The sequence below is a fragment of the Photobacterium minamisatsumaniensis genome (assembly GCF_050336695.1).
Classification (GTDB): Bacteria; Pseudomonadota; Gammaproteobacteria; order Enterobacterales; family Vibrionaceae; genus Photobacterium; species Photobacterium minamisatsumaniensis.
Genome location: NZ_JAKJSI010000040.1, coordinates 16,080 through 29,214, shown reverse-complemented (window position 1 = coordinate 29,214; position 13,135 = coordinate 16,080). Strand labels below are relative to the sequence as shown.

Sequence of the window (13,135 nt, the reverse complement as noted above, 5' to 3'; positions counted from 1 at the left end):
GATTATCATTCTCATTAAAAACGCGTAGAGAATATCTACGCGTTTTATCATTATAATCATTTTCTACATTGCCATTTTCACGTTATCGTGGCAAAGCTATGAAACTGTTTCAGCTTGCAGCTGTTTCATTTCTATTAACCACGTTTCTAGCTGTGTGGGTGACAATACTAGCGGATCGCCTAATTGGGCATCTTCAACATCAACCAACTCAGGCGGTAAAGTGTTTATAATTAATTCCAAGTCTTCGTGACTTTTGATTTGCTTCTCGAAAACCGTTGCCATATGCGCATTATGATCAATGTCTCTGTCTTGCGCGGCTTTTGCTAATCCACTTAGCAAGGTATACCACGTAGTCATCGGGCCTTGAACAATCGATGCGGATTCTGCCGCAGAGTCAATAAAAGCAAAAGGCACCGTCTGTAATTCAAAATCACCTTTCATTGCAGCAAAAATCCAATCGGTATCAAAAGAAAAGTCATATACCGATGGTGCAGCAAGAATGGCTTTAATTACCTCTTTATCATAAAGCTTGAATGCAGCTTGGGTGTCTTTAATACCATTAGAAAAAATCGCTCGACCTAGCATTCGCTGCATATGTCGTAATGTTTTAATTCCAACCCCCCAACGCTCTTCCTGCTTAATTAAAATTGAATCTGGGTGTTTACGATTACCGAGGACAACCTTTGCATTATCATTAATATACGGTTTGAGTAGTAACCCTAATTGACCAAGGTGAACTGAGTTATCAGCATCGGTATAAGCGACACAGTTGACACGATCTTCAAGGGCTTTCTGACAACCATAAATAATTGCCCCACCTTTACGGGATTCATCAGCATTGGCTAAATTGGCTAACGGACCAATTTGAGTGGGTAAAGCATCAACCAAACGCAATACCGTTACCTTATTCTTATCGGGGTGATCACTTAAAATACTTTCAGAAATTTCGGCACTACCATGCGGGCAGCCGTCATCAACAGGGTATAAATGCCAATCAACGGCAGTTCCTTGAGTAACCCAATTTAACTGGTTAATTTTGGCCTTTAATGAATCTTCACCATTTGGATTTGAAACTGTTTTTTCATTCAGTCGATTATGTTCGCCCCACATGGCGAAGACAACACCCACCGTTAATGGCTTATTCAACTTCAAAATATAGCGGCGTGACTCCACTAATTTTACCGCAAGACGAAACTCTAGAGGCTGGGGCTTAGATGAAAGTAACTCTTGATAATAACTGGTTGGGATATCTTTTAGGCAATAAAGCGTATTGGCTAACGCTAGCAGCCTTTTTTGATGACTTGAATCAGTTAAATCAAAGTAATCACTTGCTTCAGTCAAAGCCTTTTGTACAATTTTCTCTGATGCTGTCATTGCCTATTCCTTCTGACTAACTCCTTTAAACACTCGCCCACAACAACAACGGGGCTTAAGTTAATCATAGTAATAGGGTTGATAAAGACAAAAAAATTACACAACAGATTTCATATGTTTATACCTGCATCACACTGCTTGTGTTATGTCATATCATAAAGTGCCGATATATATCGGATTGATAAAAGTAGCGGTATATAATCTATGTGTTAAGGGAAGAAAATAAACTTGATACCTTTTAATTTTGAGCTTCTGTAACAGGTGCAAAACTTCTTCTTTGAATCGCTTTAACGCCACGGCTATCTGAGCTATCAAGGTTTGCCCGAGGGATAATAGTTGTATTGAATTCATTAAGCTTTGTAGCTTCTTTTTCCTCTAAAGGATCAGGGGTTGCCTCAGCCGTCGATACTGGGCCAACTGCCTGTTCCTCAAACTCTAATGCTTCAATAGGTGTGGCGATGACAGCGTCTTCAGCACCGACTTCTATAGCATCTATTTCGATGACCGCCTCTTCAACCTTCACTATTTTAACCGGACCTTTCTTTAATTGTTCATCTGCTGCTAACCTAGCATCTGGGGCAATAATAATGCCTTTACTCATCACTGGGGCCGTATCAAGCTTAATACCAGCATCCGTTACAATTAAGTGCCGAGTAACAGAAGACTCCGTATCAATTACTTCCACTTTCTCAGTGCTTAATTTCTGTGTTTCAGCGCCTTGGCTCTGCTTTAGATTCCTCTCTTTTGCTTGATCAGGAACGACGTCGAGAGTGGGCTCAACAACTGGCACAAATTGTTGCTCATTACTGAAGGTTTTATTTAGCCCACTGAGCTTTTTCCCACCAGTCCTTGGTTGATAAACAGTCACAGGTTTTTGTATAGGCGCAGGTTGGATGTTTGATGGTACTTGATAGTCTCTTGCATCTTGCAAGCCAAGCTTAGGACTTTTAAACCGATACAAACCGAGTTTTTCATCCCAAACTTGTAATGTTGTTAGTTCTTGTTGCCACTCGGCATCAATACTTGATGCTAAATCAGCCACCTGTAATTGAGTCGATAGCAAGGTGTTTGCCCTTTCATATCGACGATGAAGCTTCTTGCGCATTTGATCCCAGTTCGTACCGCCAGTCATCAAATAACGTGTACTATCCGCCCAGTATTGATAAGCATCGGCATTATTGGCTTTATCCGCAGCAACAGCTGCCAAGGCTTCTGATAAACCCGCGTATTGCCACATCCGTTTACGGCCGAGCTTGGCTTCTGAACTCAAGAAAATAATGGTTAATCGATGCCATTGTTCTGATGCTTGCTCATAGCGTCCAAGGCTCGCCAAGTGAGTGGCCTTGGTATAGTGCGACAAAGCCACATCAACCGTTGCAGCATGGCTGGTTATTACTGGCAACAAAGCAAAAAGGCTGATTATTATGAATCTGCATATTGCGCTCATTGGAACGTCTCCACTAAGCACCTTCCAGGGTGATAAAAGCGAGAGTCAAACTGTACATCACGAAACTCCCTTTCCCCACGCGGTTTATAAAGCTTACCATTAGCTTTATACAATAATGCTTCCATCACTCCTGCATTCGTTTGAAGGGTAATACTCTTTTCATAACTGCTGGTTAATTCATAGCGCCCTTCATACCAACCGCGATCAGGATCATAGAGTTCTCTAACTAGAGTCATTAGCCGCTTAGTATAATCTGTCTTCCATAGAGCCCACATCTGAAACGCAACACGTGTTGATACAAGCGCTTTTTCGTCATGATCGCTACCATCTTCAGCAATGGTGATCCACGGCGTACCTAGCGCATAAATGCTATCGTATACAAAATACGGTTCTCCCGTAACAACATGCTCGCCTCGTGCGGTATATATTCGGTCTTGATTCCAGCGTGACTCCTGTATGCGATAAACTGAATCCGCCATAGCGGCAAGTACCTCATTGCTATGAACTGAGTCACTGGACGACTTATCGTTTATCTTGTCCCAGTTAAACTCCATACCCAGCAACAAATACGGCGTGCTATAAACCGGCCGGAGTACATCGTAATGACGAGGATCTCGTCCATCAAACAGCAAATCGATACCATTGATTGTGACCACTTCATAGGGGTCAAGCATCATGGCTTTATCAGGTACAATTTTCCAATCTAGATAACCATATGCAGTATATTCTTCAATGCCTAAACGCCCTTCCTTAAAACGTTGGACTTGTCCGTCATTGATTACCCCTCCATATAGTTCGCCTTCTTCAGTCACTAATTCACAGAAGTTCCAACGTAATACCGCTTTATCTATGTACTCTGAAAACTCTGGGTTTCGTTGCTTGGTCATTGCCAATACAATTAGTAACCGACCAATGTCTATTGATGACCAACCAAGCTCTCCTGGTTGATTGGCATAATCGACCATCTGGCCAGTACCTGTGCTATAGACCTTATTCGGAACTCCCGTTAAACCAAGAGGCATTTCATTTAAAAAGCTCAATACTAGCGTCAAGCGCTCATCGTGCTCTTTGCTGGTAATAAATTGAAATTCTTGAGCGGCCATTAAGGCCATAAGGTAATCAGCGAGGTTAGATAAATTTGTTGTCGGGTAATTGTCGAGCGAATTCACTAATCCAGTAGTAAGATCAGTGTTATTTTCAACGTATGTCCATGCAGTTTCAGCCCACTCAAGCTCTTGCTCTGTCAGTTCTCCATAGCGCCCTTGGCGAATAACTTGCGATTCGTTCATGCTTGTCATTCCACTTTGTACCCCCTGATAAACTACCCCGCATGATGCGAGGTAGAATACAGAAGATACAATTACCGCTTTTCTCAACATCTACATCCTTTTAACTGAGAAGAAACAGCTTATTGCTGTCGTTTTTTCCGCGGTAAACATTGGCCTTCATAGCCAAATGGTGATTCCAATGCTTTTTCCCATAAGCTTGGCGCTACATTATCCTGATACTGAAGAAGCTTACCCTGAGCTTTATACAATAGAATTTCTAATGTAATACCGTTATTGTTCGACGTAAAGGTCTCAATTAAACCTGTGCCATTTTCGAAGATCCCTTCATAAAAACCTTTCTCGCGGTCGTACAGATGCGAAATGTGGTCAAACAATAAATCTGTATATTCGGTCTCCCATAGTACCCACATCCCCATCGCACCTTTAATAGCAACAGCCGAGAATTGAGGTAAAAAGTCGCCAGTTTCAGAAATGGTATTCCAAGCAAAACCATCTGTATAAATTGTGTCATACACGAAATACGGAGGCCCCGCTAACTGGTGCTCAGTACGCGCAGTAATAATACCCGTTTGCTTATAACGCTCTTCTTGTACTCGGTATATTTGTAATCCAAATTCGGCAATCCAATCACTCGAGTAGTTATAATCATGAGGAGAACGATCATCAAACTCATCCCACCCCAGCTCTATACCATCAAGAACATAACTTTCTGTTACGACGTAGCTGTGTGCTTTTAGCTTTCGTGGGTCACGAGTGTCATAAGGAATGTCATAGCCATATAAGTTAATGGTGCTATATGGTTCCGCTAATGAAGCTTGCGTTGTATCAAACCCCCAAAGTTGAAAACCTTTCGCTGCATACTCTTCGTAACCTAAACGCCCTTCTTGCAGGTACTGCACGGGTTTGTCTTTTTCAAGTAATGCCCCAAACATCGTGCCATTTTCATCGACGACATTACAATAGTTCCAGCGCAACATGACAGAATCTATACCTGTTGCATACTCAGGATAGCGGTGTTTAATGATATGAAGCCAAATAAGCAAACGACCAAGGTCTAACGCTGAATAGCCAATCTCACCAGGCTGGTTACCATAGTCTACTTTCGCAGCCGTCTGAGTATTATAAGCCTTATTGGGAAGCTCATTCCTGAACAAATCCAGTGTATTTAAGGTTGTTAACAGACGAATAAATCGTCGGTCAAATTCCTCTTTTTCAATAATGCCTAATTCGTAGACACTCACCATGCCAGCTAAATAAGAGGCGGTGTCCCACAATGTAACAGACGGATAGTTATTTACCGCATTTACTAGCCCAGTTGATTCCTGATAGTTATTTTCAAAATACTTCCAAGCAATACGAGCCATATCCATTTCTTTTTCTGTCAATGGCCCCTGACGAGGTTTAGGCGTCGACCAATGACTCTTTCGCTCAACCACATCGTCAGAAAAGCTATTGTATTTATTACCGCAACCGGTAGCTAACACCCCTAAAAGGCAAACAATGATATAACGCATACGACACTCCCTATCATAGCTGCGGTTTACTTAGCACCAACACTCAGTAATGCTCCATTTTCGATATAAGCCAAAGATTCAAGAACAATACCGTTTGTATTTGCGGTTACTGCTTTATTGACTCTTCCGTCACTTTCATAGCGACCTGAATACCACCCCTTATCATCTGAGAACAACGCTTTTGCATCATCAATTAATAGGTCTGTATACGGTGTATCATAAAGTGCGTACCAACCAAATGCGGCTTTAGTCGATAGCGTTTTCAAATGCGAGGCATCATCACCCTGATCTGAAATGGCATTCCACGCTTTACCATCAGAGAAAACCGTGTTGTAGACGAAATAAGGGGCTTCATCGACATTATCTTCACTCACTGCCGTTAATATACCAGTGCGGTTATAGCGATTTTCCTGCGCTTTATAAACTCGGTGTGAAAATATTTTCGACACACTATCAGCACCAAATTCTAAACTATCAAGAATGTAAGACTCACTCACCACATAGTTATGTGCATGGAACCTAGCAGGGTCACGTAAATCTGTAGGAATATCAACACCGTCAATTTCAACCATTTCAAGGTAGTCGATATATTTCATTGCATTAAATACATCACGTCCCATCAAAGACATGGCTTTCGATGCATACTCCTCATAGCCGATACGGCCTTCTTGTACCAATTCCATCCCTTCTTCTTTATTTGAAGGGCGGGAACCATATAAGTAGCCATCTTTAATCATGACACTCACATCCCAATGGTTCAGTACATCATTCACGTGTTTATTAAACTGTGGATACTGCCAAACCATAATATTTAGCGGCACAAGAATACGCCCAATATCAATCGCCGACCAACCAATACCATTTTCCACCGGTTGGTTTGCATAATCTACCATTTGCAACGTTTGGGTGTTGTACGCTTTATTAGGAAGCTTACCGTCAATGAGCGGTAATCGAGCCAAGGTGTGTAGTGCCTTTTCCATCCGTAACTCAAATTGAGATTTACTGATCACATTTAATTTTTCGGCCGCTAAGAGCCCCATTAAATATGATGCGGTATCCCACATCGTAGTAGAAGGGTAACCATCAACCGAGTTAACTAGCCCTGTATTTTCTTGATAATTATTTTCAAAATATGTCCATGCCGTATTCGCCCACACGAACTCATCTTCGTTGAGTACACGATTTTCACGAATCGGTATTTCTTCTTGTGACTCAAACGTTATATTACCTAAGATATGCCCATAATCACGCGTTTCAATACTGAAAGCGATAGCAAGAGCGGTAAATAACCCTAATAGAAAAACTATATGATGCCGGGCATTAACAAAAGCTTGTTTAAATTCCATATTCTAATTCCTCAGATTCCTGCTGTTCTTGCTCTTTGTCTGTCGGTGGTGGCGACCAATAAGCGGCCGCTATCATGCCCCACATCGCCATCATATTGTTTACGGTCCAGAAGCTATTAAAAATGAGTCCGCCTAACGAATAGTTACCGAAAGCACCCGTTAAATAACTAAACCAAGCAAACCCCATACTAAATAGGCTTAGGCCAAATATTATTTTTTGAGGTATAACCAATTTTCCAAAAGTACCTGTTTGACGTTCTTTCGGTGTTGTTGGGAAGCTTATTTTCCTACCACGTAATACCGTCCAAAGTGCCCGCATATTGACAGGGAAGAAGGACAAGAAGTTCGTTTTCCCCTTATAACCAGACACTCCCCATGTTCCGACCATCATGGCTAATTCAGCCGTCAATACAAATGGAATAAAATGAAGGTAAAACGTTACGTCATAGGCACTTACTGGTGCGATACTGGTTAAGAAATAAATGATAGGACATAACAAGAAAATAATATTCCACACAGCCGACAAGTTTGACCAAAAACTCGCGCCATACATCATCTTTTGTTTCCAATCCATTCCCTTTCTGAGTATGGGATTATCGTTCATAAAGATATCAATCGAACCGCCAGAGTATTTAAAACGCTGTACAGTCCAAGTTTGTAAATCTTGAGGAGAGAGCATTTTACTTTCCACTTCAGGGTGCTGGACCGATCGCCAATTACGTTCAGTATCTGAGTGAAGAACAATAGATGTGTAAATATCTTCTGAAACATGGAATTTATAAGGTGTGAATTCGGTATCAAAGATAATTTCCTGACGTAAATTATCTGACACTTCACTATCAACACTCTTTTCTTTGGTTATTTTACGGATCTGTTTTTCAACTTCGCGGTGTTCTTTACTAATCTGCTCACTGTAACTCCGTAATGCAGCTTCCATCACCGCTTCGCGTCGGTGTATTGAACCAGCACCACAACAGAAAGATGCATTTACCCAATTACGGCGGCGTTGAATAACATCGTAAAACATTTGCGGGTCGTTAACATACGGGTCTTCACCAAGCGTTACAGGCCCATAAAAACGCTCGATTCCACGTCCTAACATTGCCCCGAACCGGCCTACTTTACGGTTAAGCCATTTCGGCAAGCGTTCACCCTCGGGTAAATCAAAGAACCACTGTGGCGTCTGAACCCAAGCAACATCAGGATCACGAAAGTAGCCAATTGTATTCTCTAAAATAGTCGGAAACGGACGTGTGTCAGCATCACAAATGACAATAAAATCACCATATGTTTGCTCTAGCGCATTACGAAGGTTACCCGCTTTAAACCCAACATTATTTTCACGCGTGATGTACTCCACGCCCATTTCTTGAGCTAAAGCCGCCATGTCAGGGCGTTTGCCATCATCAAGTATGAAAATTTTAATTTCAATATCGTATGGGTATCGAATTTTTTGTGCATCTTGAATGCTTAAGCGAACAAGCTCAGGTTCTTCATCATACGTTGGGAAGAACACATCAATACTTATTGGCCGGGTATCACCACCTTCGGGGCTATCGTCTGACACACACTCATCAATAGTGTGTGGTGGTGGACGTTTCGGTTCGTCTTTGGTTTTCCAAAGATTAAACGTAAACAATACCGATCCAACAAATGCACACGACTCTGCAAATGCTAATGGGAATGCAAACCACATTGCATCATAGTTAAGCGCAAACGACCAACGCCACCATAAATACCAAAGCCCTAAAGTCAGATTACACGTTGCAAGATACTGATACAGTAGCTCCCTTGACATACTATGTGGCACTGGCTCAGGTGGCTTACGGTGCTCAAACTCCTTAAAATAAAAATCCATTTCTTTAACTCCGATTATTTTTGGTTAAAGTACGTTCTATGCACAGCCAACAAACCAATAAGGCTCGCGTTATAATCAATTGCAAACTCATTAACTGCATATGACTTTTCACTATCCACATAACTCAGCATGCCCATGTTTTTAGGTGCTACACCAGCTTGTGCTAATTCGTTAGGTCCACCGACTAAAAAGCCCGGCAAACTGACACCTGTCGCGATTTGATAGAGGTGGTGTAAATGTCTAACCGCATACGTTCCGCTATGAGTAACAAAACTCATATCAAACGCATTTGCCCCTAACAGGTAATCAATCTGTGATTGAACGGTGGTACGGTTATTCTTTTCAGCATTCGCAAAATCAGCCCAAGCAACTAAAATACCCGCTTCTGCTGTCATCTTGTTTGAGCCCCAGATGAACCGTTGATTGGCAATATGAAATGGGGACGTTTGAGCTTGCTGCACATACCGGTTCGCAACAGTTTGTAAATCAGCCGCTAACGTATCGCGAAACTCACCCTGCTCTTCTAAAATAAGGTGCCAAACCCCCATTACTGCTGGGTTTTTCCACTCGAAAATATCAATCCAGCGCGGATCATAATGCTGCTTAAACATTTCAAGATATTTACCCTGACCTGTTGTGATATAAAGCTCAGCAAACGCCCAAAGACGATCATCAACATCTGTATCTAATGACGGTTCTGTATCTATTTTATTTTTAACATAAGGACCAGAACCGCTATCATCACCAGCAAGCCAATCAATATATTGTTCTGGTTGTAATTCAAGGTAATTGGCGGCATGTAATGCCGCTTTTAAATAAGAACGAGATAATGTGCGATCAAAAGGCGCTAACGTACGTGATGCAAAAGCCATTACACCGGCAAATTTGGCCGTTTCAGGGCTGCTTACCCCATAAATATAACGAGTTTGATTATCTTGCCACGGTCCAATTTTTGCGGGCCATTTGGCCCCAGATACTTTGCGGTATACTGCACCATCTTCACGCTGCATTTTTAAAAGCCAATCCAACCCATATACTGCCTCTTGAAGAATTGGCGGTAATGTTTGTGAACCTTCTATTGGGTATAAATCAGGCGCTTGTCGATAAGCCTCTAACAACCGAGCAACTGTGATCGCTGTCGTGGCAACATACTTACCAAAATCACCGGCATCATACCAACCGCCAGTCACATTAAGCTGTGAGCCTTCTTTATGAAAAGTATCACCACGGAAAATAATCCCATCTCTCATATGGCTTTCAGGGCGACGCATACCCGTTAAGGCATCATTAATTGGCATGCCAGAGCGTTGTAAATAAAGCGCATGAACCAAACGATTATTCAGGTTTTCGTAGGCGTTAGGAGCGATTAAAAAAGGAGCCGACTGGTTCTCACCATTCGATAGTTGATACCAACCTGGATTCGAATACTCAGAAAAATCCACTTTACTAAGTACCCGCTCATCAGCCAATTTTGTTGTTTCAAGTACATCAAGTTGAAGAACATCTTTTCCTTTATCTAGCGAGTATAAAGAGACGGTCTTAGTACTGCCTGACAATACATAGGCATGTTTGTCACCTGTTGGGAAATATCCCTGCTGATTCACCGCAATAGTTTCTGCTTGCACCGCGCTAGCAGAGAGTACCCCGAAAAATAACGCCAACATCCTTGTCATATGTACCTAGCCTTTAAAGTCTTTAGCCTGATAATGGTTTTGGCTTATTACGACCCCTTGATGATCTCGAATTTCAATATTCAAAAATTCGGACATCCCCATTAAAACCTCACCATCAATGACTTTGATTTGTTTGTTTGCGGGTATTGATACATTCTTAAATACCCATTTGTCATCATTGTAAGCATTTGAAATTATAATTTTCGCACCTTCAAAGGCTCTCAATGAATCATTAATTATCGTGATTGACACCGCTGCGACTAAACGGCTTTTATCTAACTCTACAACCGCTAAAATAGGTTGATAAGCTTGCTTAAGTGCTTGATAGCCTGGCTTTTCATTTCGCTCAACATCTAATACCGACCAGGTAATGGAAGGCCAACTATCAACAAACATAAACTGGTAAATTGCAGCAACACCGTCATCTTTATTTAATCTTAGATGCTCAGCTGCAAATTTTGTTACTACTCTTTGATATTCTTGAGAATTTCCCCAAAACTGTGACAGAGATTCACCTTGTTGCACATTAGCAAGCTTTAAGGTTTCATAGGGTTGATAATTATGGTATTTCAGCTTCTCAACTGTCGCTTTAGTTAGTGGCCATTCTTTCTTGTTATCAACAAGCCCCTCAATAACCTCCCAGCTTGGCATTGCTTGTGCGCCAAATTCACTGACAATCATTGACGGTTGATAAGTTGCATAATCGGTATACTTACCGGAGTACCACCCTAACCAAGGGTGCTCCTTGGTATAAGATGCTTTGCGTACAATTCGTCCATCACCAGCGCTAAGCAACTTTTGATACACCCTTTCAGTAAGAACTGCATTTTGTTCTGGTTCGTAACTGTCATATTTATACTGCATCCAGCTAGCATCCCAAGGTGGTTCATTATGACCACACCAGAATGCAATCGATGCATGGTTGTACAGCAGATCAGTCATGGCCTGAGTTTGCCGAGCGGCTTCCGCTAAAAAAACAGGATCATCGCTATACCCCCACTGTAATGGAAAGTCTTGCCAAACGATGATTCCTGCTTTATCTGCCGCGTCATAAAACGATTTGCCCGCAACATGTGCATGAACACGAACACTGTTCACATTGGCCTGCTGCATTAGTGCTAAATCAAATTGATAGTCTAGAGTGGTAATATCACCAAGCCACTGACTCGCAATGTAGTTTGTACCTCGAATGAAATATGGCTTATCGTTCACATAGAATTTTCTGCTATCGTCATCGAGCCGGATGCGACGAAAACCAACTGTTTCTGTGGCTTTATCTGAAGGGGTTCCCTCTAGCAATACTTTAACGTCAACTTGATATAAATTGGGTTCCCCCCAATCCCAAGGCCACCATAGTTTTCGTACCGCTTCAGGTAGTTGAACTGTTACTTTTTTCTGGCCAAATTCGAGCTTTTTCTCGAATTGATAAACCTCAACCTCTTGCTCGTTATTTGGTGTCAATGCAACTTCAAAAGTAGCATTTTGAGCAACACGGCTATCAATAGAAAGCGTAATGTTTGCCGTAGTTAGTCCTGAATTAACATCCAACACACTCGGTAAAATTTTAACTTGTTGTATTGCAACAGGTCCTGTTTCACGTAAAGTGACTCCTCCCCATATTCCGCCAGAATTTTGGTCTTGTCCGCGATCTGACCATGCCCCACCAGGGCGTGTATCATGATGGTTTAAAACACCTTTTATAAGTGTTTTATTCAATGACCAATCTTTAGTTAATGGCTCGTCAGGGCTATTAACCCATACGTTCAAGTCATTTATTCCTTCATTAATAACATTGCTAACTTCGGTGTTTAATGGAATAAAGTAGCCACTTCCTTTTTTCAATAGTTTACCATTTACAATAACAGCCGATTCATAATCTACTGCATCAAGCTGAAGCCAATATCGCGATTTGGCGCCAATATCAGCAACAGAAAATGTACGGCTATAATAACCTACACCTGCATGTTCAATACCTGCTGAATTCCAATTTCCAGGTACAGTGACATCATGAATGTCAGAACTTCCTTGTTCTTCATCAATTATCTCAAGTCGCCATGTTCCATCTAAAGACTGAGAATTAATATTCCATTCATTCTTAGGGGAATTTAACGCACAAGAAGATAATGAGAATAACGTCAATAATAGTATTATTCTCATGGTTTCCTCTTAAAATCACCTAGCTTTCAGATCGCTTCAAAAATTTAAACGTATTTTTTTTCCCAGAGCTTATATATTCAAGATCATCTGTTAATTGGACAACAATAATAAAACCTCGGCCAGATGTCGTCCAAGTTTCAGGATCATCAGGGTCAGGTTCTATAAACTCACCTTTAACTGCCCGACTAAACTCCTCTCGCGACATAGATTGACCATAGTCTGATACTTCAATAACAAGTTCACTGTCTGCATTGAAAAAACAAGAGAACTCAATTGGGCACTCGTCAGAATATTGATAAGCGTGTTCATAGGCATTGTTAACAACTTCAACTAAACACAACTCGACTTGATCAATGACATCTTGAGATACATTATTTTCATGTAAATAACGCTGCATATCTTCAGCAATCAAGCGTGATACTTCTGCTGAAGTACTGTACTGCTTGCTAAAACGTTCAGTTATAACTTCCATCAGGC

The 13,135-nt window shown here is 41.4% G+C and carries 9 protein-coding genes; all 9 read right to left on the bottom strand.

The features are described from left to right. Nucleotides 1-96: 96 nt before the first annotated feature. Complete coding sequence (locus tag L4D78_RS20545) at nt 97-1,374, bottom strand: glycosyltransferase (protein WP_428468661.1); 1,278 nt, start codon at nt 1,372-1,374, stop codon at nt 97-99. A gap of 238 nt (nt 1,375-1,612) precedes the next feature. Beyond that, nucleotides 1,613-2,821, bottom strand: coding sequence for a hypothetical protein (locus tag L4D78_RS20540; protein WP_428468660.1), 1,209 nt, complete (start codon nt 2,819-2,821; stop codon nt 1,613-1,615). Further along, nucleotides 2,818-4,200, bottom strand: coding sequence for a DUF3131 domain-containing protein (locus L4D78_RS20535; RefSeq protein WP_428468659.1), 1,383 nt, complete (start codon nt 4,198-4,200; stop codon nt 2,818-2,820). The genes L4D78_RS20540 and L4D78_RS20535 overlap by 4 nt, the downstream gene beginning before the upstream one ends. 29 nt (nt 4,201-4,229) lie before the next feature. After that, nucleotides 4,230-5,624: a DUF3131 domain-containing protein gene (locus tag L4D78_RS20530; RefSeq protein WP_428468658.1), complete on the bottom strand. Its 1,395-nt coding sequence runs from the start codon at nt 5,622-5,624 to the stop codon at nt 4,230-4,232. A 26-nt stretch (nt 5,625-5,650) separates the two neighbouring features. After that, complete coding sequence (locus tag L4D78_RS20525; RefSeq protein ID WP_428468657.1) at nt 5,651-6,970, bottom strand: DUF3131 domain-containing protein; 1,320 nt, start codon at nt 6,968-6,970, stop codon at nt 5,651-5,653. Beyond that, entirely contained in the window at nt 6,960-8,828 is a 1,869-nt protein-coding gene (locus L4D78_RS20520; protein ID WP_428468656.1) for a glycosyltransferase family 2 protein, read from the bottom strand. The genes L4D78_RS20525 and L4D78_RS20520 overlap by 11 nt, the downstream gene beginning before the upstream one ends. A gap of 14 nt (nt 8,829-8,842) precedes the next feature. After that, nucleotides 8,843-10,501 (bottom strand): glycoside hydrolase family 9 protein, encoded by a 1,659-nt coding sequence (locus L4D78_RS20515; RefSeq protein WP_428468655.1) that lies wholly within the window; start codon nt 10,499-10,501, stop codon nt 8,843-8,845. A gap of 6 nt (nt 10,502-10,507) precedes the next feature. Beyond that, entirely contained in the window at nt 10,508-12,658 is a 2,151-nt protein-coding gene (locus L4D78_RS20510; RefSeq protein ID WP_428468654.1) for a glycoside hydrolase family 2 protein, read from the bottom strand. Between the two features lie 19 nt (nt 12,659-12,677). Continuing rightward, complete coding sequence (locus tag L4D78_RS20505) at nt 12,678-13,130, bottom strand: ATP-binding protein (RefSeq protein WP_428468653.1); 453 nt, start codon at nt 13,128-13,130, stop codon at nt 12,678-12,680. Nucleotides 13,131-13,135 lie beyond the last annotated feature (5 nt).

What these genes read in the sequence shown, in the direction of transcription:
- L4D78_RS20545 (WP_428468661.1), bottom strand. Translation starts at nt 1,374, where the DNA reads ATGACAGCATCAGAGAAAATTGTACAAAAGGCTTTGACTGAAGCAAGT.
- L4D78_RS20540 (WP_428468660.1), bottom strand. Translation starts at nt 2,821, where the DNA reads ATGAGCGCAATATGCAGATTCATAATAATCAGCCTTTTTGCTTTGTTG.
- L4D78_RS20535 (WP_428468659.1), bottom strand. Translation starts at nt 4,200, where the DNA reads ATGTTGAGAAAAGCGGTAATTGTATCTTCTGTATTCTACCTCGCATCA.
- L4D78_RS20530 (WP_428468658.1), bottom strand. Translation starts at nt 5,624, where the DNA reads ATGCGTTATATCATTGTTTGCCTTTTAGGGGTGTTAGCTACCGGTTGC.
- L4D78_RS20525 (WP_428468657.1), bottom strand. Translation starts at nt 6,970, where the DNA reads ATGGAATTTAAACAAGCTTTTGTTAATGCCCGGCATCATATAGTTTTT.
- L4D78_RS20520 (WP_428468656.1), bottom strand. Translation starts at nt 8,828, where the DNA reads ATGGATTTTTATTTTAAGGAGTTTGAGCACCGTAAGCCACCTGAGCCA.
- L4D78_RS20515 (WP_428468655.1), bottom strand. Translation starts at nt 10,501, where the DNA reads ATGACAAGGATGTTGGCGTTATTTTTCGGGGTACTCTCTGCTAGCGCG.
- L4D78_RS20510 (WP_428468654.1), bottom strand. Translation starts at nt 12,658, where the DNA reads ATGAGAATAATACTATTATTGACGTTATTCTCATTATCTTCTTGTGCG.
- L4D78_RS20505 (WP_428468653.1), bottom strand. Translation starts at nt 13,130, where the DNA reads ATGGAAGTTATAACTGAACGTTTTAGCAAGCAGTACAGTACTTCAGCA.